General features: G+C 37.0%; 22 protein-coding genes. 6 read left to right on the top strand and 16 right to left on the bottom strand.

Features of this window, described 5'->3' with window-relative positions; all coding sequences use genetic code 11:
• Window positions 1-18: 18 nt before the first annotated feature.
• The 5 genes from ccsB to HU823_RS10065 form a co-directional block, all read right to left on the bottom strand.
• Complete coding sequence (gene ccsB, locus HU823_RS10085; protein ID WP_197129748.1) at window positions 19-1,200, bottom strand: c-type cytochrome biogenesis protein CcsB; 1,182 nt, start codon at window positions 1,198-1,200, stop codon at window positions 19-21.
• A 48-nt stretch (window positions 1,201-1,248) separates the two neighbouring features.
• On the bottom strand, window positions 1,249-1,956 hold the full coding sequence (locus HU823_RS10080; protein WP_197129745.1) for a cytochrome c biogenesis CcdA family protein: 708 nt from the start codon (window positions 1,954-1,956) through the stop codon (window positions 1,249-1,251).
• A 141-nt stretch (window positions 1,957-2,097) separates the two neighbouring features.
• Window positions 2,098-3,297: a murein hydrolase activator EnvC family protein gene (locus tag HU823_RS10075; RefSeq protein ID WP_197129742.1), complete on the bottom strand. Its 1,200-nt coding sequence runs from the start codon at window positions 3,295-3,297 to the stop codon at window positions 2,098-2,100.
• A gap of 182 nt (window positions 3,298-3,479) precedes the next feature.
• A complete protein-coding gene (locus HU823_RS10070; protein WP_197129739.1) occupies window positions 3,480-4,880 on the bottom strand; it encodes a sensor histidine kinase in 1,401 nt (466 codons plus the stop codon).
• Window positions 4,880-5,584, bottom strand: a complete 705-nt coding sequence (locus HU823_RS10065) for a response regulator transcription factor (RefSeq protein WP_197129736.1) — start codon at window positions 5,582-5,584, stop codon at window positions 4,880-4,882. The genes HU823_RS10070 and HU823_RS10065 overlap by 1 nt, the downstream gene beginning before the upstream one ends.
• 432 nt (window positions 5,585-6,016) lie before the next feature.
• Between HU823_RS10065 and HU823_RS10060 the strand changes: the two genes are divergently transcribed.
• Window positions 6,017-6,211 (top strand): hypothetical protein, encoded by a 195-nt coding sequence (locus HU823_RS10060; protein ID WP_197129734.1) that lies wholly within the window; start codon window positions 6,017-6,019, stop codon window positions 6,209-6,211.
• A 34-nt stretch (window positions 6,212-6,245) separates the two neighbouring features.
• Here HU823_RS10060 and HU823_RS10055 read toward each other — a convergent pair whose 3' ends face one another.
• Window positions 6,246-7,289 carry a flavin-containing monooxygenase gene (locus tag HU823_RS10055; RefSeq protein ID WP_197129731.1) on the bottom strand — a complete coding sequence of 348 codons (1,044 nt, stop codon included), beginning with the start codon at window positions 7,287-7,289 and terminating at the stop codon, window positions 6,246-6,248.
• A gap of 30 nt (window positions 7,290-7,319) precedes the next feature.
• Complete coding sequence (locus HU823_RS10050; RefSeq protein WP_197129728.1) at window positions 7,320-8,165, bottom strand: cytochrome c oxidase assembly protein; 846 nt, start codon at window positions 8,163-8,165, stop codon at window positions 7,320-7,322.
• Window positions 8,166-8,249: 84 nt separating this feature from the next.
• Here HU823_RS10050 and HU823_RS10045 point away from each other — a divergent pair, with 84 nt between their 5' ends.
• Window positions 8,250-8,576: an ArsR/SmtB family transcription factor gene (locus HU823_RS10045; RefSeq protein ID WP_197129725.1), complete on the top strand. Its 327-nt coding sequence runs from the start codon at window positions 8,250-8,252 to the stop codon at window positions 8,574-8,576.
• Window positions 8,577-8,603: 27 nt separating this feature from the next.
• Here HU823_RS10045 and HU823_RS10040 read toward each other — a convergent pair whose 3' ends face one another.
• The 5 genes from HU823_RS10040 to HU823_RS10020 form a co-directional block, all read right to left on the bottom strand.
• Window positions 8,604-9,512 (bottom strand): cation diffusion facilitator family transporter, encoded by a 909-nt coding sequence (locus HU823_RS10040; protein WP_197129714.1) that lies wholly within the window; start codon window positions 9,510-9,512, stop codon window positions 8,604-8,606.
• Between the two features lie 186 nt (window positions 9,513-9,698).
• A complete protein-coding gene (locus tag HU823_RS10035; RefSeq protein WP_197129711.1) occupies window positions 9,699-11,096 on the bottom strand; it encodes a ferrous iron transporter B in 1,398 nt (465 codons plus the stop codon).
• 2 nt (window positions 11,097-11,098) lie between these two features.
• Complete coding sequence (locus HU823_RS10030) at window positions 11,099-11,788, bottom strand: FeoB small GTPase domain-containing protein (RefSeq protein WP_197129709.1); 690 nt, start codon at window positions 11,786-11,788, stop codon at window positions 11,099-11,101.
• Between the two features lies 1 nt (window position 11,789).
• Window positions 11,790-12,032 (bottom strand): FeoA family protein, encoded by a 243-nt coding sequence (locus tag HU823_RS10025; protein WP_197129705.1) that lies wholly within the window; start codon window positions 12,030-12,032, stop codon window positions 11,790-11,792.
• Window positions 12,033-12,196: 164 nt separating this feature from the next.
• Window positions 12,197-12,787: a hypothetical protein gene (locus HU823_RS10020; protein ID WP_197221981.1), complete on the bottom strand. Its 591-nt coding sequence runs from the start codon at window positions 12,785-12,787 to the stop codon at window positions 12,197-12,199.
• 327 nt (window positions 12,788-13,114) lie between these two features.
• Between HU823_RS10020 and HU823_RS10015 the strand changes: the two genes are divergently transcribed.
• From HU823_RS10015 to HU823_RS10000, 4 genes are all read left to right on the top strand, one after another.
• Window positions 13,115-14,146: a multicopper oxidase domain-containing protein gene (locus tag HU823_RS10015; RefSeq protein WP_370568612.1), complete on the top strand. Its 1,032-nt coding sequence runs from the start codon at window positions 13,115-13,117 to the stop codon at window positions 14,144-14,146.
• 14 nt (window positions 14,147-14,160) lie between these two features.
• Window positions 14,161-15,330: a ZIP family metal transporter gene (locus HU823_RS10010; RefSeq protein WP_197129699.1), complete on the top strand. Its 1,170-nt coding sequence runs from the start codon at window positions 14,161-14,163 to the stop codon at window positions 15,328-15,330.
• A 12-nt stretch (window positions 15,331-15,342) separates the two neighbouring features.
• Window positions 15,343-15,516, top strand: coding sequence for a twin-arginine translocase TatA/TatE family subunit (locus HU823_RS10005; RefSeq protein ID WP_197129696.1), 174 nt, complete (start codon window positions 15,343-15,345; stop codon window positions 15,514-15,516).
• A 146-nt stretch (window positions 15,517-15,662) separates the two neighbouring features.
• Window positions 15,663-16,001, top strand: coding sequence for a helix-turn-helix domain-containing protein (locus tag HU823_RS10000; RefSeq protein WP_197129693.1), 339 nt, complete (start codon window positions 15,663-15,665; stop codon window positions 15,999-16,001).
• A gap of 58 nt (window positions 16,002-16,059) precedes the next feature.
• On the opposite strand, the gene HU823_RS09995 is transcribed toward HU823_RS10000, so the two are convergent.
• From HU823_RS09995 to resA, 4 genes are all read right to left on the bottom strand, one after another.
• A complete protein-coding gene (locus tag HU823_RS09995; protein WP_312035281.1) occupies window positions 16,060-18,186 on the bottom strand; it encodes a heavy metal translocating P-type ATPase in 2,127 nt (708 codons plus the stop codon).
• A complete protein-coding gene (locus HU823_RS09990) occupies window positions 18,158-18,547 on the bottom strand; it encodes an ArsR/SmtB family transcription factor (protein ID WP_197129690.1) in 390 nt (129 codons plus the stop codon). The genes HU823_RS09995 and HU823_RS09990 overlap by 29 nt, the downstream gene beginning before the upstream one ends.
• 353 nt (window positions 18,548-18,900) lie before the next feature.
• Complete coding sequence (locus HU823_RS09985; protein WP_197129687.1) at window positions 18,901-20,172, bottom strand: cytochrome P450; 1,272 nt, start codon at window positions 20,170-20,172, stop codon at window positions 18,901-18,903.
• A gap of 374 nt (window positions 20,173-20,546) precedes the next feature.
• Window positions 20,547-21,083, bottom strand: a complete 537-nt coding sequence (gene resA / locus HU823_RS09980) for a thiol-disulfide oxidoreductase ResA (protein ID WP_197129684.1) — start codon at window positions 21,081-21,083, stop codon at window positions 20,547-20,549.
• Between the last annotated feature and the right edge of the window lie 58 nt (window positions 21,084-21,141).

Below are 21,141 nucleotides of genomic sequence, written 5' to 3'. Positions count from 1 at the left end.
TCTATTGTATCAAATTCCTTATGCATATGAATGTAATCCTGCGATTACTAAATTTACTGCTATTAAATTGAACATGATGATTAAAAAGCCAACAACACTTAGCCATGCAGATTTTTCCCCATGCCAGCCTCTTGATAGACGCAAGTGTAAATAGGCTGCATAAAATAAAAATGTGATTAAAGCCCATACTTCCTTAGGGTCCCATCCCCAAAACCTGCTCCATGCTTCTTGTGCCCATATCATAGCAAATACAAGTGCACCTAATGTAAAGACAGGAAATCCAATTGCAACGCCTCTGTACGATATTTCATCCAATAACTCAGGGTCTATATGCTTTAACTTTGGTTGAATATATGCAGCTATTCGTTTACGGCAGAGCATCGTTATCAAAATGTACAATAAAGAGCCGGCAACAAACGACCACAATAAACTATTTAAATTTTTTGCTGCGTTTTTCCCATCCATCCAAGAAGGGGTTTCAAAAAGTGAGCTCGGATTATTACTGTTGACTTCTGAATCATCTGGACTTACAATAGCTGGAAGTTCGTATGTGACAGTAATCATACGTTCATTTTTATCATTCCAAATAAATGTAGTACTATAATCCATAAGATTAAACGAAAAACTGATTAAAATAAATCCAACAACAGATAGCAATGAATAAAGGATAAACTCTAACCAAAATGTCATTTTATTGAATTTTGATTGATCCACATTACGTATTAAATATATAAGTCCAGCAACAAAACTAATAGACAAAAGTCCCTCACCAAGAGCTGCTGTAGTGACATGGATTTTTAACCAGTCACTTTGAAGCGCTGGTATTAATGGTGAAATTTCTTTAGGAAACATACTTGCATATGCGATGATCAATAGTGCAATCGGCATTGTGAATATGGCTAAAATATTTGTTTTATATATTCGATAGATGATTAAAAATGCAAAAACGAGCATCATACCAAAGAAAGTGATGAATTCAAAAAGGTTGCTGACAGGTGCATGACCACTCGCAAACCATCGAGTTACAAAATATCCAGCTTGGAATAAAAATCCTAAAATAGAAACAAAATATCCGATTTGCCCCCATTTATTAGATTGTTGTTTCTTTTTTTCACTTGGCATAGCCATCGAAAAAGGAATTATTGCAATTAAATAGACAAAAAATGCACAATATAATAAGATACCGCTTACTTCTGCCAAAATTTTCTCCCCCATCTTTGCAAATTCATAGGAATTAAAATTCCAATTTTAAAAGCCAGTAAATCCCCCGAATATATTATTTGTAAGAAACGAAATGATTTTAGTCATCCAATCAAAATACAAAAAGATTCCCATTATAATCATTAGATAACCGCCAATATTCATAAAAATACCGCTGTGCACTTTGAACCATTGAATTTTTTCAACAAAGAAAGTGAGTGCAAAAAAAGGAATAGCAAATCCTAAGATATAAAAAGACATGTAAATTAACCCCGACCCAGGATTCGTAATTCCTAGAGCCATGACAGCAGCGAGTATCGGCCCTGTACATGGCGTCCACCCAGCCGCAAAACCTAATCCAATCAGGACAGACCCAAAATATCCTGAAGGACGTTTAGTAAAACGAACTCTTTTATCCTTCATTAAAAACTTAATACTTAAGTTCCCGGTTACAAGTAGCCCGAAAAATACGATGACCACGGCTCCAACTTGACGAAAAAGATCTTTATATTGCATAAACAGTTGGCTGAATAACGAAGAGGATAATCCTAATACAAGGAAGATAATTGAGAATCCAGCAAGAAAGAACAAGGTATGAAGAACCGCATGCTTTGATATCCTGTTTGATTCTTTCAAGTCCTGTAAAGATACACCAGTTATATAAGACACAAAGGCTGGGTAAAGCGGCAAGGAACAAGGCGAAAGAAACGATAAGAGTCCAGCAGTAAACGAAAAAATCAGATTTATATCATTCATAAAAGTCACCCTATACTTATCCTATATTAACAGGTAAAAACACCCGTTGAGATTCGGGTGTTTATTACCTGCAGGTTCAAATTTTATATAAACAATACCAAAGAGGGAGGTATTGGGAATGGAAATGGATTATTCTTTTTGTTATCTGCTTAGTAATGGTAAAGCATCAATTGCATTTGATTTACTTGAATTCCATTCCCCTTGATGAAGCTCAAAATGGAGATGTTGACCTGTTGATCTGCCCGTATTGCCTTGATAACCAAGCTGTTGCCCTTTTGTTACCGTTTCTCCTGAATCTACAAGGCGGCTTTTCATGTGAGCATAGACAGTAGTATACAACTGACCATTGATATAATGTGTTAGATATACTACATTACCATAGCTCGATGAATAATAAGAACGCAGCACTGTCCCATTAGCTGCAGCAACAACTGGTACGGTTCCTGCTTTAGCAATATCAAGACCCGCATGCTCTTTTCCCCATCTAGGACCAGTCTTTGAAGTAATTATACCTTCAGTTGGAAATAAAAATGAACCGCTCCCACTATTTGATTTTGGCTGAGAATTGTTGTTTTGGCTCATTGCAGATTCTCGTTTTGCACGAGCGATTTCTGCTTTCTTCGCTTTTTCTTGGTCGTCTAGAAGTTTATTTTTCTCCTCAAGATCTAAGATATAGGAGTTAATCTCACCTTCTTTATTCTTCAAATCTGATAATATTATATTTTTTTTATTCCGCTGATCGTCAAGAACTTTCATTAGCTTTTCAAGTTCAACTTTGGTTTCTTCCAGTGTTAATAGCTGATTTTCGATTTTAGCCTTTTTAATGTCCAATACATTTAGATCTGCTTTATGTTCTTCGATGATAGATCGGTCTTGGTCAGCAATCGTATTTAAAGCTATGACTCGATCTAAGAAATCGCCAAAGCTTTTTGAACCCAATACAACTTCTAAATAGCTGGTTGCACCTCCATCCTCATACATGGCAGACACTCTTTCTTTTAGAAGTTTGTCTCTCTTTTCAATTCGTTTTTCTATAATAGCAATCTCTTTCTTTAAAGTTTCTATATTTTTGGTTATCTCTTCGATTTCTTCCTTCTTCGATTCTAATTCTCGCGTTTTATCCATGATCGATAAATCGAGTCGTTTAATCTCAGAAGAAATGGTTTCTTTTTTAGTGACTATTTCATTCTTTTCTGCTAATTTCCCTTGCCGTTTTTTATCATTCTCCTCTTTTTTTTCCTTTATCTCATCCAAGGTTGTTGCGTTTACAGTTGTTAATTCATTTGCAATACCTAACTGCAAGGTAAAGAATGCAGTCATTAAAACTAGTTCTTTCTTCAAATTCCGAGCCTCCTGACACCAAAATCTGACACTATAATTGTTTATTCGAGTTTCTAGGACACACTCACTATAATTGAAAAATGTGTGGAAACTGTGAAGAAATGCACCCTTTTATTTTTCATTTTTATTACAAAAAAAAGAGAGGATACATATACCTCTCTCCAATTCTAATTTTTTTGTGTTTAGTGTACTTTTTGATTAATAGGGATACTTACTATAAATTCTGATCCCTTACCTGGATCACTTTTAACTTCTATTGTTCCATCGTGAAGTTCAACTAACTTTTTTACGATAGATAAGCCTAATCCAGAGCCACCGTGTTGCCTTGATCTTGATCGCTCCACTCGATAAAAACGGTCAAAAATAAAAGGAAGTTCTTTTTCTGGAATTCCTTTTCCAGTATCTTTGACACGAATTCCAATAAATTTTTTTGATTTGTTTATTTCCAATATAACACTTCCGTGATCTGTATAACGAATGGCATTTTCTAAGAGATTTAATAATATTTGCTCGATTCGCAAGGCATCTGCGTAAAGATAAGCTTCTTCTGTATTTTTAATAAACTCAATTCCTATATCTTTATCTCCTGCCCGCAGTTTTACTTTAACAAGGATAGATTCGGCAAGTTCAATAATATCAATTTGTTGTTTTGTTAGCTGAAATTGGTCGATATCCATTTTTGATAAATCAAAGAGGTCGTTAATCAAGCCTTTTAATTGCAAAGAAGCCCGATTAATGGTATCTAAGTATAAAACTTTTTCATTATCATCTTTATAAAGTTTATTTTTAAGTGCCTTTGAATACCCTTCAATATAGGTGATAGGTGTACGTAATTCATGCGAAATGGAAGCTAAAAAATCTTGCCTCGAATCACGGTACTGTTTTAGTTCCACTTTCAATAAATTTATTGCCTTCCCGAGTTGACCCACTTCATCATTGGAAGAATATTCAACCGGTACACCGAGATTACCTTTCGCGATTTCTTTCGTTGCTTTTTCCATTTGTAATAATGGAGCAGCCAGTTTTCGTGAAAGAAAATAAGTGAAGCCAAGCATAAGAAAGAAAGCACCGATTCCTACAAGTGTAAGTAATAGGCGAACCTTTTTTATCGATTCATGAATCTCTTCAATCGATGAAAGTACAAAAACACTGCCTTTAAAAGTGTGGTTATTCTTTATTGGTTTTCCTGCCATTAGATGATGAGCCTTCGAAATAGGTTCTTCATATTCTTTATTTATTGTCTGCCCTCTAGATAACAAATTGTTGTTTTTTGTTGAAATCTTTTTGCCTTCTTCCAAGCCCTCCACGCCAGTACTAGCAATTATATTCCCCTTAGAATCTGTGATGAATATATCAGTCCTTGTTAGTCTGGACAGAGATTCAAACATACTAATAAACTCTTTATCATTTGTGTTGTTGATTGAATGGGCATACTGCTCAGATAGTTTATTTATATTTTGTCTTACTTCATTATAATAAAAACCCGAAAATCCTTGGTAGATTACAATACCTGTAGGGAATAGCACAACTAAGAAAAGTAAAATAAAACTTCCACTTATCTTAAAGATGATACTATTCTTCATTACACTTGTTCTCCTGGTTGAGAGAATTTGTAACCTACGCCCCAAACCGTTTTTATTGGATCAAAAGAAAGTCCCTTTTCTCTTAGCTTTACTCTAATATTTTTAACATGTGTGTCTACGACCCTGCCATCATATGAGTAATATTCACCCCAAATTTTGTTTAAGAGAACTTCTCTCGTCATAACCTGTCTAGGATTATTAGCTAAAAATATGAGCAACTCTGTCTCTTTTGGCGTAAAGTTGACACTCTTCTCGTTTGCGAATACTTCTCGAGCTCTAATATTAATCGTTAAATCCTCAATTATTATTTCATTTTCTTTCTTTTCCATTGTATTTAAGTAAGACACTCTTCGCAGCAATGCCTGAACTCTAGCCAACAACTCATCAGGTTCAAATGGCTTTGTTATATAATCATCCGCCCCAATATTCAAGCCCATAATCTTATCCTGTACATCGGATAAAGCAGTAAGCATTAGGACAGGTGTTGTACTTTTCTCACGTATTCTCATACAGATTTCCCATCCGTCTATTTCTGGCATCATAATATCCAATATAACAAGATCTACTTTATTTCTTGTCAATACATCTAGAGCGCGCTGCCCATTATCTAATTCAAGAAGGTGATAATAATCACGAAGATAGATACGCAATAAGTTTCTCATGTCCCAATCGTCATCAATGATCAATATGGTTTTCTTGTACATTCTTTTTCACCTCAATTAATATGATTTCAAAATCGCTAAGATCCAATACGCACTTGCAGTAACAAATCCAAAGGCCGTCAGGAAAAGAAAAAGTTGTAAATTAGTAAGTTTCATATCGCCCACCTCCAGTACATTAAACTCAATTTTTCAATATACATGTGCATATATTCATATATTCATTCTATATGAATTCTAGTAAATTTAAATATTTGCATTGGAACAATAACGTGACAGTTCAATTTAGAATATTGTGATTAAATACATTGTCTTTAATAGAATGTGGGTTTTCATTTTATCCAGCCCTAAATTAATGATCAACATAATAAGATATACTATGGCTACTTAAAAATAACTTACCTCGATAGTATAATAATATTTTTAATGCTATTATATGAACATATGCACATAAATACCATGAAGGGAGTGATCATATTGTTTAATATTTCAAAAGAGACGATGGAGTTTGTAGGACCTACACTTTTGATAGTTATAGGAATTGTATTCTCATTTATCTTTGTCGTTTTCATAAAGAAAGTGTCCAAGAAGCAAGAGGAGCATGCAAATCGATTTGAGCAAGAAGTCTTAGCCTCTAAGTGGCTCATGGAGGAAAAGAAAAAATCAAGTTAGATTATAAAAAAACAGTGCGCTGTATGCACTGTTTTTATTGTAAGCTGTTCATATGATTCATTAGATACTCTGCATCATTTCCGACTCCATAGAGCAGCCCTGATCCTCTTCGATACTGCCAGGGCAAACCTAAAAAGTATAGCCCTTTAACTTTAGTAACGCCTCTTTGATGAATAGGTTTTCTATCGTAATCGAATAAACCCTCAATTTGTATCCAGCTAAAATCGGATTTAAAACCTGTCGCCCAAACAACATTATCAACCATTACCCTGCTCACATCTTCAAACATGATCTTGTCATTTTCTACACTAACAGATCGTGATTTTAAAATTACCTTCTTTTCTATTATCGCTTTTTTCAGTTCAAGACCAAAAATTGGATCAGGCTGACGGCTCAAAAATCGCCCTATTGTGGTATTTACGTGTGATTGTAGAAGTCCTAACTTTTGAAACCACCAAAAGATGCTCTTATTTCCGATTACTTGCGGAAAGAACTTCATTTTATGTCCTACAGACAAGTACACTTCTTTGGTCTTGGACAACTCAACGGCGATCTGAGCACCAGAATTCCCACCACCAACGATCAACACTGATCCACTTTTGAGCTGTTCTGGAGATCGATAACCTGAAGAATGTACTTGAAAAACCTCATTGGAGAACTGATGTGAAAACTCAGGTATAAATGGGACCTGAAACGGCCCCGTAGCCACAACTACATTATCTGAAAGAAAATCGCCTTGGTTCGTTTTAACTACAAATCGGTTATCCTCTTTATGCAAACTATAAACGTTAGTGTTTAATTGAAGGGGTAATGAAAATTTTTCAGCATATGACGCAAGGTAGTCTGCTACTTCATATTTTGTCGGATAAACGTCTTGATCCCCTTCAAAATAGCATCCTGGAAGTGTACTATATGACCGCGGCGTGAACAGAACGAGAGAATCATAACGCTTTCTCCAAACATCCCCAACATTCTCTTCTTTACCGATTATTAAAAATGAATGTTTTGCCTTCTTTAAGTAATAGCCCATCGCTAATCCTGCTTGACCAGCGCCAATCACAATCACATCATAATTCATGCTTATTCCCCCCAATTAGAACAGAAATGGCTATCCCTTTGGGACCCGATAATCCTCAGCTGGTAATTCATCAATGCTATATAACTTATCTTTTTTGAACCAACCGATAAAGATCCTCAACAATACCGTTCCATATATAATCTCTTGTCCGATTTTCATGATTACTCCTCCAAGTTGCTGATCATACAGAGGTGTATAGGAGAGGTAAGTGATCGACGATCTGTGTTGATACATCTGATACAATATGTCTTTTGCAAAAATGATTAACGCACATGCTGGTGTGAGCAGTACGCCCATGGCAAAGATGTATCCTGTCTTTTGAAGGCTTGATAATTCTTTTCCGGTTTGAACATTTGATATTATAGGAAACCACATCATAATTGATGTAATAAATAAAACAATATGATAAAAATCCATCGCCCAAGGGTTAGCCATCAGCGTGTCAAAAACATTTGGAAAATGATAAATCGAAAACAAGGAATTGAATACTAGTATCGCTAACAAGGGTCTTGTTGCAAAGTGGACCATTTTCTTGATGGATGATACCTGAAAGAGATAGGTAAACACCCATTCCGGGAGCCCTGCAATTAATAATGGTGGTACCATCAGATAGGTAATTGTCATCTGTACCATATGTACACTGAAGAGATAATGATGTCCGATCAGACTTAACGGACTGCCCTCTGCAATAGCCCAAAGAATCAACCCACTACAAAAAAGTGCCCTCTTCTTAATGCTTACACCATCCAAATGTGGATTTAAAATTAAAACTCTCTTAGTTACTAAAGAAAATATAAAGCCTAGAAAAACAATTAAAAGTAAAATGTCAATCTTCCAAAGCTCAAAGAATGGATAAGTTGTTAAAACGTTATTCACAAGTACCTCCTTGGTCTAAATCGTTGTTCATTAGGAAAGATTCTCTTATAATAGATTCATGTATTAATAAAGAAGGGGTTGCACATGGGAGAACAGGAACAACATAATAAAAAGCTGTTTATTGATTTAGATGAAGAAACACTTTTTATGGTCGGTCAATGTTTTAAAGCATTATCCGATCCAACAAGGTTACGCATCTTAAATTTGTTACTACATGGTGAGCAGTCTGTAAATGAGATTGCCGACAAACTCTCTCTTTTACAATCTACAGTTTCCCACCAATTACGATTTTTGAAAAATGTTAGATTAGTGAAATCAAGAAGAGAAGGCACAACAATTTATTATACTACAGATGATGAACATGTCATTGACTTGTTAAAACAAAGCATTGACCATGCAAAACATACGTAAAAACGAGCCCTGAAAAGGGTTCGTTTTTTAATTGCAATGCCCTTGGTGCTGATGCCCTTCTCTTTCTTCATCCACTTCAATCGTCGTATGATGAATATGGAATTCATCGTGCAACACTTTTTTCACTTGATTCAAAACTTCCTTGTAATCAGCTGATGTTTCTTTTACTACATGGCAGCTGAGTGCAGGAAAATCAGATGTGATCGACCATACGTGGAGGTCGTTAACTCCCTTCACCTCGGGAAGTGATAGTATAACTTCTTTTACTTTTTCTACGTCTAAATTTAATGGTGTTCCTTCCATTAAGATATGGAAGGAATCTTTTGTTACTCTCCAGCCACTTATGATGATTAATACCGCAACAATGATACTCGCAATCGGGTCAGCGATACTCCATCCCAAGAACATGATGAGTAATGCTGCAACGATTGCTCCGACTGATCCTAACATGTCGCCAAGCACATGTAAAAATGCACTACGCACATTTAAGTTCTCGTCTTTATCGCCTTTCATCAAAATATAGGCAGCTGCTATGTTTACAAGCAATCCAATGAAAGAGATGATTAACATTCCTGAGCTCACCACTTCTGGAGGATCTACTATACGGTGATAAGCTTCCCAGAAGATATAAAGTGAGATTAAGATTAAGGTAATACCGTTTAAAAACGCCGCTAGAATCTCAAAACGTTTGTATCCAAACGTCTTTGAATGGGTGGCTTTTCGTTGCCCCATCGTAAGAGCTAAAAAGCTAAGTCCAAGTGCCGCAGCATCACTCAACATATGCCCTGCATCGGAAAGGAGAGCCAAACTGTTAGTCCAAAGGCCACCAATGACCTCAACAATCATAAAGCTCGCAATTAGAAAAAATGACCATTTTAATGCGTTTTTGTTATTACTTCCATGATGGTGATGTCCATGATCGTGAGAGTGTCCCATAATTTCCACCTTCTTAAATATGAATATGTGCTCATGTATATTATGCACAATATCCGCTCAGCGTGCAATCATACAAAGAGAAAAAGTTAATACATAATTAGAATAAACAATTGTAAATAAACTTAATCCTTTGTGTCTATCGATCATTTTTTCACATTAAAAAAAGCCCAATAAAGGGCTTTTGAATTAACGAAGAAAATAAACTGTTTGAGCAATGGTGAATGTAACCGTAATTGCAATAACAGTTGGTATCAGAAAAGCTAAAAACGTCCATTTTTTACTCTTGGTTTCTTTGTATATGTTCACGAGTGTTGTCCCGCATGGAAAATGCAACAATGAAAATAGCATCATATTCAATGCAGTAAGCCACGTCCATCCGTGCTCTACAAAGATTTGCTTCAAATCTACCAGGTTATCGACTTCTGTTAATGACCCGGTGGAAAGATAGCCCATTAATAAGATTGGCAAAACGATCTCGTTGGCGGGCAATCCAATCAGAAAAGCCATGAGTATGAAGCCGTCTAACCCTAGCATCTTACCGAAAGGATCTAAGAAGTTTACGATATACATCAAGATACTTGTATCCCCAACATAAATGTTAGCAATGACCCATGTTAAAATTGCAGCTGGCGCAGCAACTTTAATTGCACGGCTAAGAACTGATAAAGATTTTGTCAATGATGATCTTATGACTGTGTCAAAGAATTTCGGTCTTCTATATGGCGGCAATTCTAGAGTATAATGCGTAGGCACTCCTTTTAGAGCTGTTTTGGAAAGAACCCAAGAAACAATAAAGGTTACAATTACACCAACCATTACAATTCCAACGATAACAGAAGTCGTCACGAGTGATTTAAGACCACCTGTATATCCTGCTGCCATAAAAAGTGATGCAAGAACAATCAGGGTACCCCAACGACCGTTGCAAGGAACGAAGTTGTTCGTAAGGATGGCAAGCATCCTTTCTCTTGGAGATTCAATGATTCGAGACGATAACATCGCTGCAGCATTACAACCGAACCCCATCGCCATTGTTAAAGACTGTTTTCCATGTGCCCCTACACTCTTGAAAATTCGATCCATATTGAAGGCAACACGTGGTAGATAACCATAGTTTTCAAGCAAGGCAAAAGTAGGAAAGAAAATAGCCATAGGAGGAAGCATTACACTTATCACCCATGTAGTCCCCCGGTATAACCCAAGTACCAATATACCATGAAGCCAATCAGGAGAATTCATATACATAAAAAAGGCAGTTAGATGATTTTCTAGCCAGCCAAAGAAAGTAGCAAGCATCGATGACGGTATGTTAGCCCCTGCGATAGTTAGATAAAACACGATTCCAAGCATTATAATCATAATCGGGAATCCAAATATCGGGGAAGTAAAGATGGCATCTAGTTTTTCTGTTCTTTTATCATTCTTCTTATTTTTATGAATGACACTAGATTCGCATAATTGTTGACTCTTTTTATACAGATTTTGAACGATCTTATCCCGCATATGATCATCAGAGATTTCTTGAGCATACGCATATAAGTTTCCCAAACTTACTGAAGTTTTCTGTTGGAATCCATTTTGCATGATTATCCCCCCTTGACCAATAAGCGTTTTTCCATCTGCTGAAATAATGAATCATCTCCGTCAAGCAAGCGTAAAGCTACCCATCTTGACGAAATACTATCTTCAAGATACTCCCGTACGAGCGGTTCGATCTGGCGAATCTTTCTTTCGATCTCTTCATCATAAAAAATAATTTCAGGAGTACACACGATCTTTCCCGTATGGATTCTATCAATCGTATCTAATAAAAGGGTAAAACCTGTTTTATTTCTCGCAGATATTTTTATAACAGGTACACCGAGTTTCCTTGTTAACGCTTTTTCATTTATAGATATGCCTTGTTTATCTGCTTCATCAATTAAATTGATACAAATGATCACATTCGTTGTCATCTCTAAAACTTGTAAGGCTAAATTAAAGTTGCGCTCTAATGATGTAGCATCTAAAACGACCAGTGTTACATCTGGCTTTTCAAAAACGATATAATTCCTTGCGACTTCTTCATCGGTTGAATTTGAGAATAAGGAATACGTACCTGGCAGATCAATTATTCTTACCGTTTTGCCTTTATGTTCAACTTTACCTTCTGCGAGTGAAACAGTCTTACCAGCCCAATTACCGGTATGTTGTTTTAAACCTGTTAACGCATTGAACAGCGTGCTTTTTCCTGTGTTTGGGTTGCCTGCTAACGCAACAGTATAAGAGTTTTTCATGTTAGACCAACTCCCCTTCTATCCTCTGGCTTTCTTCTTTTCGTAAAGCAATGGTAGTTTGGCTTACACGGAATGCCATCGGATCCCCTAAAGGACTTCTTCTTATCACTTCAACAACTGCCCCTCGAACAAAACCTAGATCCAGTAAACGTCTTCTCATCACACCTTCTAAATCAATTGAAGTGATCCGGATGAAGCTTCCGATCTTGGCATCGTATAATTTTATTACTTTAGCTTCGTCCATCCGTGTTTCCCCCTGTCCCAATTGTTTCCCATAGGCAACTTTTAGTATCATAATAAGAATGTATTCATACTTTGTCAATTGATTGCTATTAAATCACCAAATCCAAAATTATCCATAAAAAGGACTGCCTTTTATGGCAGCCGGAGAGTTCAGCATTTGTGGTTTTAGTGAATAAAAAGCAACGAGTATGGAATTAAAAAACCAAAGCTAGTGTATAAAAGCCATTCAAAAATCGTAACATCTTTACTTTTCCTTAAAAACTCATGGAGGGTTACAAAACTAAGTGTTCCTATCGATGTACCCATTAAAAGCGTATTTACTTTTATATTTTGAAGATATAAAAACGCATTGCCAATTAATGCGCTAATACCGAAGAAAAACGCAAGAATCAAACAAGTTAATGTAAAGAGATAGAAAGAAACATTTCCATATAAAGCAGATGACATAAGTGCTAGTCCTTCCGGTATGTGATGAAAAAACATGGCAAGTAAAAATGGTGAAGAAAATATGGAGTTTGAACTCTCGTTTATTAACAACCCTACACCTACGCCAGTGGGAAGGTTATGGAGGATTAAAGCAACTACTAAGAACATAAAGGATTTTTTGTTCCCCTTATGGAAAAATTGATCAGTAATTTTCATTAAAAGTGCACCAGCTATAAATCCAAGAATAATTCCCTTTGTCTCAAATAATTCAATGGCTTCTGGGATGATTTCATTTAGTAATAAACTTAGGATGATTCCTCCTGAAAACAATAAGACTAATTTCCTCCTTTTGAATACCACATCTTTTAGAAGTTGGAGACTACCACCACCAAGGAACGTGCCTAAAAACACAAAAACAAAAACCCCTAACCCAATAATGATTGAATTCATCTCGTTGTCTCCTCTTTTTTTGTCCCACCCACTTTCACCATATTCTATTGGCTTTTTGTTCATTCCAAATAAGAATTTTATAAATAGGATGTACAATAAATAACCTTACAAAAAAAAAACAATTGACAGGATACTTGTATTAGGCATAAAGTGTAGTTATTAATCATAAAAGTTGCATAAGGGAAACTTTTTAAGAGGAGGTCAAGTATGGATAAGGAACTGGAAGAAAAGGAACAAGTCTCTCGTCGTGATATTTTGAAAATGGGATCTGTCGGAGCCATTGGACTTGCAGGAAGTTATTTTTTGAACAAGGTTGCTCCATTTACAGGAACGGTTAACGCCTCATCTCACAACAATCACAAGAAAAAGAATAGTCATGCTAATCACGCGAACATGTCGGATAAATCCAAAACAAACGGCTATAAGATGGCTGAGAGATTGCTTACTGAATTTGATTATGGAAAAGTCAGCACCCTGCCGAATGGGCAAACACTAAGAACGTACGAAGTCGTTGCGGTTGATAAAGAGATCGAGATCGCTAAGGGAATCAAGTTTCCAGGCTGGACGTACAACGGAACCATCCCTGGACCAACATTCCGTTGTACAGAAGGTGACATGCTGCGTTTCAACTTTGTTAACAAAGGCAGTCACCCGCACTCGATTCATTTCCATGGCATCCATCCTCCCGAGATGGATGGGTTAGATCCGATCTATCCAGGTCAATCTTTCACGTATGAATTTGAAGCGAAGCCTTATGGATTACAGATCTATCATTGCCATGTACTCCCTTTGGCACGACATATTCATAAAGGACTTTATGGAAACTTTATCATCGATCCTAAGAAACCGAGAAAACCTGCAATAGAACTGAACATGGTGATGAACGGTTTTGACTTGGATTTAGACGGAGAGAACGAATTTTACACCGTGAACGGTTATGCGTTCGCGTTTATGAATCATCCGATAAAGATAAAAAAGGATGAGCTTGTCCGTATTTATTTGAGCAATCTAACGGAATTTGATTTGTTGAACTCGTTTCATCTTCATGCCAATTACTTTACGTATTATCCGACTGGAAGAGACGACAACCCTTCCCAGTTCACTGATACGATCATGCAATGTCAAGGTGAACGCGGGATTGTTGAAGTCCGTTTCCCATACAAAGGAAAATATATGTTCCATGCTCATGTCAGTGAATTCGCTGAACTAGGTTGGATGGGATTCTTTGAGGTCGAGTAAAAGGAGGGGTGAAGATGAAAGCAAAATGGTGGATTGCAGGACTTATTCCGTTGATTTTATTAGTTGGCGTATTAGCTTGGGTGTTAAAAAACGGGGCTGGTGTTGAACAAGATCCAGCCGCACCGATTGAAGTCTTAAACATCGAAAGAATACAAGTAACGGTTTCTGGATTCGAAGTGGATGTGAGCAACACAGGACCAGAAACCCTAAAGATTTCACAGGTAATGGTGGATGATTCGGTATGGGATTTTACGGTCTCTCCTAGTCAGACACTAAAGCGATTTGACGAAGGTACCGTCATGATCAATTATCCTTGGGTCGAAGGTGATCCTCATGCTATAAAACTGATTACGGAGAACGGCATCATCACGGAAGGTGAGATTCCAGCTGCAACGTTAACACCCAAGCCGACTTTGGAAAACTTTTTGAAATATGGCTTTATCGGATTTTATGTCGGGATCGTCCCCATCACACTAGGCTTGTTGTGGTATCCGTTCATGAAGCGTTTTAAACGTAAATGGATCAATGCAATATTAGCATTAACGGTTGGTTTATTGCTGTTCCTTTTCGTCGGAACATTAGCAGATGGATTCGAGATTGGAGCTGAAGCACCATCTGTCTTCCAAGGAAACATGGTGGTCATCATCGGAGCTGCTCTTACCTTCCTCCTTCTGATCGGCTTTGACCAGTATCAGCATAAGAAACAGGAATCTAAAGGGTATTCTCCTTATGCTTTAGCTTTACTCATGGCAACAGGGATAGGACTTCATAACTTCGGTGAAGGTCTTGCCATCGGCTCTTCTTTCGCCTTAGGTGAAGCCGCACTCGGAACCTTTTTAATCATCGGGTTCACATTGCATAACATCACAGAAGGCATCGGGATCGCTGCACCATTGTTAAAGACCAAACCACGGTTTAGGGACTTCGTACTCCTAGGATTGATCGCAGGGGCACCCGCCATCTTGGGCACTTGGTTCGGAGGCTTTGTCTTCTCTCCGATCTGGGGAGCATTATTCTTAGGAATTGGAGCAGGTGCGATCCTGCAAGTTATCTTTGTTATCACTAAGTTGCTCATCGAAGACCATAAAAAGTTCAGAGAACCATCTGTCTCTTGGTTAAACCTAGCTGCATTCTCAGTTGGGATGCTCATCATGTACTTTACGGCGTTTTTCGTAAAATATTAAGGAGGGATAGCGATGTTAGGACCAGGAAGTTTGGTATTAGTAGGAGCTGCTGCTCTCATCGTCTTCGGGCCGAAAAAACTACCCGAACTAGGTAAAGCAGTAGGAGCGACACTGAGAGAGTTTAAAAAATCTACCAATGAACTTATGGATGAGGATGAAAGAAAAACGCAAAACAATAAAGATTAATACCACTAAAAAAATAATCAAAACATTAGAGGCTGCTAAGAATTTAGCAGTCTTTTATTACAAATATAGTATAATTTTACAATCACCTAAAAGGCTAAACTTATAAAGGATTAAATAAATTCCCTAAAGAAACGGAGGATCTAATAATGTTTCGGGATTTTGGCCAGAGAATGAGGGTTTATAGAAATCAAAGTAATGTGACTTTAATGGAACTTGCATATAAGTTAGGGGTTTCTAAATCGTATTTAAGTAAACTTGAAAATGGTAAGACGACTACTATTAAACTTACTAATCTTCAATTATTACATGATGAACTTAATCTGTTTCCAAATATTCCAAACGAATGGAGGCACGATAACATTTCTTTACGATTGTTACGGGCAAACCAACAATTACATTCCATTTACAAACAGCAACCCCATCTAGTTGAATCCATTTTAACCAATCTAGAGCAAAACATTCAATTGCAGCTGGACAACGAATAATGGCTCAATATAAATAGTAAAAAAACGCTTGGAAAACCTACTCCAAGCGTTTTGTAATTTAATTCTTGTCTTTTATACTTAAAAGTCTCAAACTATTTAATGTCACGATTAGGGTCGCACCCATATCTGCAAAAATCGCAATCCAGAGAGTAAGCCAGCCTGGAACGACTAAAAGCAACGCTAACAGCTTGATGCCAAGTGAAAATGTGATGTTTTGTTTAATAATCGTTAATGTTTTTTGGGAGAGTTTCATGGCGAATGGAAGTTTTCTTAAATCGTCTGCCATAAGAGCAATATCCGCAGTTTCTAATGCCGTGTCGGTCCCTGCTCCACCCATTGCTATCCCCACATTTGCTGCTGCAAGGGCGGGAGCATCGTTCACACCATCTCCTACCATCGCTACTTTTTCATAGGATTTACGAAGTTCTTTAATAGTTCCAAGTTTCTCATGTGGTAGTAGTTCAGACTGAATATCTGTAACACCTACTAGTTTCCCGATAGCTTCTGCAGTACCTTTATTATCCCCGGTCAACATGATTGTTTTTTGGATTCCTTGAGAATGCAACTGTTTTATGACTCCAAGACTGGATTCTCTTATTTCATCTGCAACGGCGATTAGTGCTAAGATTTCATTTTCGTTTCCAAATAATATTACAGTTTTCCCTTGGTTTTGCAATTCACTGATTTGAGCAGTGAATGATTCTATTCCTGATAAGATGCGCTCTTTGCTCCAAGTTGGACTTCCAGCGAAGTATGTTATACCGTTAATGGTTCCTTGGATACCCTTACCCGTTATAGATTGAAAGTTTTCAATATCAATCTGTTGGTAAGAGCAATCTAAATCATCCGCTTTCTTTACAATTGCCGATGCTAGGGGATGTTGAGACGCTCTTTCTAGGGCGGCTACTAGAGAGAATATCTCTTTAGTGTCACTTTCAATTTTAAGATCTGTTACAACAGGTATCCCCTTCGTTAACGTACCCGTTTTATCAAATGCTATTGCTTTAATCGCCCCAAGTTCCTCTAAATGGATACCGCCTTTTATTAATACACCGTTCCGAGCAGCGTTTCCGATTGCCGTTACGATAGAAACTGGTGTCGATATGACTAACGCACAAGGGCAACCAACTACGAGAACAGCTAATCCCTGGTAGATCCACTTCTGCCAGTCACCATCAAATAGGGGAGGGAGAACAGCGACAAGAAAGGCAACAAGGATGATTGCTGGTGTATAGTATTTTGCAAACCGATCCACGAAAGCCTGAGAAGGTGCTCTTTCTGCTTGAGCTTCTTCAACCAGATGAATAATTTTTGAGATTGTCGTGTCATCGACATGTTTGGTGACCTCAACCTCTAACAACCCTTCCTCGTTTAGTGTGCCTGCAAAGACTTCATCATCCTTTTCTTTTGTAACTGGAATGGATTCTCCTGTAATTGCCGCTTGATTGACAGAAGAGATTCCCTTTATTACACGTCCATCCATGGCAATTTTTTGTCCTGGTTTTACGATCATGACATCCCCTACCTCAATGTCATCAACCTTTACCATTTGTTCTTGGTTACCACGCTTGATCAGCGCTTCTTTAGGTGCTATATCCATCAAGGATCGGATCGATTGTCTTGCTTTATCCATCGAATAGGATTCTAAGGCTTCTGAGATAGCGAATAGGATGACAACCATCGCCCCTTCTCCCCATTCACCAATAAATGAAGCACCGATAATCGCGATTGTCATCAGAGTCCTCATATCAAAGTCAAGATGGAGAAGATTCTTAAATCCTGTGATAAACAGTCGATAGCCACCGATTACAATTGATAGGACATAGGGAATTATGGAAGTGATCGATTTCTCCCCATACATCTCAGCTGCAAGCCAACCCATGATCAGAAAAATGCTAGAAGCGATTAGGGAAGCATGCCGTTTATAAATTGCTTCATTATTTTTTTCAAACTCCTCGTTCTCTGGAACAACTTTGATATTCTCAAATGCTCCTGCTTTTTCGATTGATTTAATAGTGGTTTCTCCATATACAGTCAGTTTTAATGCTCCAAAATTAACACTTGCATCTGAAACACCATCCAGGTGTTTTACGTTCGTTTCGAACTTTTTCGCACAGCCCGCTCAAGTGAATCCAGACACACGGTATACAGTTTTGTTACCTTGCTTCGTTAAAGCTTCTTCCACGATGTTCCACCTCCTCCTGGTGTGTAAAAGTAATTTTAATCAGTTGTACTACATGCTCATCATCTAAAGAATAAAAAACCAGTTTTCCTTCTTTTCGGTATTTCATTAAGCCCATACTCCTAAGATGTCTTAGATGATGGGATGCTGTTGCAGTTGTACTTCCTACGATGTTAGCAACATCACAAACACATAGCTCCTTTTCAAGTGTAAGTGCATAAGCTATTTTAAGTCTTGTTTCATCTGAGAGAGCTTTGAAAATACTTGCTACGTTTAGCGAATTTCTTTTATTGATTTCATCTTTAACTCGAACAACTTTTTTCTCGTCAAAACAAGTTACTTCGCATACGTCTTGACTTTTCAACTTTTATCCACCTCATCCCAAACATTCAAACATCCATTTGAATGTATTATATGTAAATTGAAGAGGACGTGTCAACATTCAAGAGTAACTCCAGCATTTTGAAACCCTTTAATCTCAATTTGATGTAGTTTGTCGTGGTTGCACCATCTTTTGTTTGAGTAGTTCAGATATAATTCACCATAAACATTTTCATTTTGTTGTTTGTAATAAGTATGGTTAAGGTTTTTTTTATTAATTGGACACACATAAATGGTTTAGAACGGATTGATTCCCACATAAGAAAGCCCGTTTTTAACTTATTAGCAAAAACAGGCATTATCCAATAAATTAATTAGGTTACATTAAAACCCCATTCAAGAGTCAGTAGTCAGCTTTGGTTTAACATTTTTTATTACTACTTTGCTTTTTGGAATACTCGGCATGCTCACCAAGCTGTAACTTAAATCCTGATCTGGAACTTCATATTTCATTTGATTAACCAGATAATCAAGACTTACTTTCATAACTTCAATTGTGACCCATTCTCCAGCACAGCGATGACCCATAAATTGATCACCACCACCTTGTGGAATGAAGCTAAAAGGGCTTCCTTCCCATCTGGCAAAGCGCATCGGATTGAATAAATCAGGGCTTTCCCATACTTCTGGATCATGATTGGTACCATAAAGATCAAGTAATGTTAAGGTATCTTTTTTAAACTCATAGCCCTTCCAGACAAAATCTGTTTTCACCAGTGCCGCAACACAAGGAAAAAATGGAAAGAATCGGCGCACTTCCTGTATAAACATATGAAAATATTTTTTATAGCAGGATTGAAGTTTTTTCCTTTCTTCCGGATAATGATGCAATGCGAGCGCTATGAAATTGATAAATATAGCGTTCGCGACAATTGGTCTCAAGATATTGATTACTTCAACAGCAGCGGTGTTGATATCCAGAAGCTTTCCTTCTAGATCTTTATGCCAGGTAAATACATGTAAAGCAGTATCTTCTGGAGGATTTATTTTCCCATTACGCACCTTATTAATTAACTCGACAATCCACTTCTCCACGTTATTACGTGCATGTCTACCAAGCCAATGATTAAGGCCAATTGCGGCTGGAGTCTCGAACATCGCTGCTAAGTCTTTTGTCATTTTTTTAACATCAGCATCTTCTATAGGAACTCCCGCCCATTGACACGCCGTTCTGCACATAATTTCCTTCACTTCTTCATAGAGGGTAATTTTGTCTTTCCGTTCCCATTTATTTAGAGCTGTCATCCATTGAATTTTTGTAATGTTTGTTAGTTTTCGGATTCCTTGGGTAGTCATAATGGACATAAACATTTCTTTCCGATGTTTGTGATCTTGTCCATCCAATGCCTGAACACCATTTTTCCCAAACAATGTTTGAACTGCTCGATTTGGTGCTGCACTTTTCCTTTTGAATTTCTCAGGGTCATAAAAAATTTCAGTAGCTTCCATCCCGACCATGCATATTGCTTTTTTTCCAAGTAATCGTGTCTCAAAAACATTAGAATTAAAGCCTTGACGTCTATTTAAAATGTATCTATAACCCTCTCTAATGAAACTTAATGAATGATCTATTCCTTCCTCTCGAGGCATTTTACGTATTTCTGACATATCATTTACCTCCACTTCAATTAGTAATGGTTTATTTATTAACTATTCCTTATTAACTTTTAATAAACTTACACATTCTATACGGTGCTCAAATTGATATAATTTAACCTTATTAATGATAAGGATAAGGTCTTCAAACATGAAACTTTTGCATCCAAACTTGCAGCAACGGAAAGTCTTCACAAAATAAACATTGAACCGCCACACTTTATTAACGTTTTTAAAAAGAATTACATCTTTCTATTAAAGATGGAAGATGAATGTTATCTTATAGCCATCCCTAGAACAACTTATGCAAAAGAAGCCTCCCACGAAAATTTAGTGGGAGGCTTTTTTTAATTTCTTCTCTTATTCATTTAGCTAGTAAAATGCACTTATTTCTTCTCTTTAGGTACGATTTGATTCATAAAGGAAATGATGTCTTTTTCACTTAAGCTAGCGGTAGTCTTTTTTACAATTTTTCCGTTCTTATCAATCAAAACCGTTGTGGGTATCGGTCCAATCCCAAAAGCTTTAGTTACTTCTCTATCTTTATCCATAGGAATTGGGAAAGACAAGTGGTATCTATCTACGAAGTTCTTGACTGACACGTTAGACTCAGCTATGTTAACGGCTAGAATCTCAACCCCCTGATCTTTATATTTTTGATATTGTCGTTCCATATAAGGCATCTCCCGCTCACAAGGTTTACACCAAGTACCCCAAAAATTCAAGAAAACTCCTTTGCCACGATAATCAGATAATTTCACAGATTTTCCGTTCAAGTCTTTCAATACAAAATTAGGCGCTTGATCTCCAACCTGAACGAGAGAATTTTTTTCCTTAAAAAGGTTTATATAGAGCGTGTATCCAATTACTAGTACAAAAACACCTAGAATCAGACTCCTGTAAATAAATCGATTTTTTTTCATTTTTAACCCTTCGTTATCATATTTTTTTTCTTTAAAACTAATGTGGCCAAACTTCGAT

This window comes from Fictibacillus sp. 18YEL24, assembly GCF_015903855.1.
Classification (GTDB): Bacteria; Bacillota; Bacilli; order Bacillales; family Fictibacillaceae; genus Fictibacillus; species Fictibacillus phosphorivorans_C.
This window is presented reverse-complemented; position numbering and strand designations above follow the sequence as displayed.

What these genes read in the sequence shown, in the direction of transcription:
- HU823_RS10080 (WP_197129745.1), bottom strand. Translation starts at nt 1,956, where the DNA reads ATGAATGATATAAATCTGATTTTTTCGTTTACTGCTGGACTCTTATCG.
- HU823_RS10070 (WP_197129739.1), bottom strand. Translation starts at nt 4,880, where the DNA reads ATGAAGAATAGTATCATCTTTAAGATAAGTGGAAGTTTTATTTTACTT.
- HU823_RS10065 (WP_197129736.1), bottom strand. Translation starts at nt 5,584, where the DNA reads ATGTACAAGAAAACCATATTGATCATTGATGACGATTGGGACATGAGA.
- HU823_RS10055 (WP_197129731.1), bottom strand. Translation starts at nt 7,289, where the DNA reads ATGAATTATGATGTGATTGTGATTGGCGCTGGTCAAGCAGGATTAGCG.
- HU823_RS10045 (WP_197129725.1), top strand. Translation starts at nt 8,250, where the DNA reads ATGGGAGAACAGGAACAACATAATAAAAAGCTGTTTATTGATTTAGAT.
- HU823_RS10040 (WP_197129714.1), bottom strand. Translation starts at nt 9,512, where the DNA reads ATGGGACACTCTCACGATCATGGACATCACCATCATGGAAGTAATAAC.
- HU823_RS10035 (WP_197129711.1), bottom strand. Translation starts at nt 11,096, where the DNA reads ATGCAAAATGGATTCCAACAGAAAACTTCAGTAAGTTTGGGAAACTTA.
- HU823_RS10030 (WP_197129709.1), bottom strand. Translation starts at nt 11,788, where the DNA reads ATGAAAAACTCTTATACTGTTGCGTTAGCAGGCAACCCAAACACAGGA.
- HU823_RS10025 (WP_197129705.1), bottom strand. Translation starts at nt 12,032, where the DNA reads ATGGACGAAGCTAAAGTAATAAAATTATACGATGCCAAGATCGGAAGC.
- HU823_RS10015 (WP_370568612.1), top strand. Translation starts at nt 13,115, where the DNA reads ATGGATAAGGAACTGGAAGAAAAGGAACAAGTCTCTCGTCGTGATATT.
- HU823_RS10010 (WP_197129699.1), top strand. Translation starts at nt 14,161, where the DNA reads ATGAAAGCAAAATGGTGGATTGCAGGACTTATTCCGTTGATTTTATTA.
- HU823_RS10005 (WP_197129696.1), top strand. Translation starts at nt 15,343, where the DNA reads ATGTTAGGACCAGGAAGTTTGGTATTAGTAGGAGCTGCTGCTCTCATC.
- HU823_RS10000 (WP_197129693.1), top strand. Translation starts at nt 15,663, where the DNA reads ATGTTTCGGGATTTTGGCCAGAGAATGAGGGTTTATAGAAATCAAAGT.
- HU823_RS09985 (WP_197129687.1), bottom strand. Translation starts at nt 20,172, where the DNA reads ATGTCAGAAATACGTAAAATGCCTCGAGAGGAAGGAATAGATCATTCA.
- resA (WP_197129684.1), bottom strand. Translation starts at nt 21,083, where the DNA reads ATGAAAAAAAATCGATTTATTTACAGGAGTCTGATTCTAGGTGTTTTT.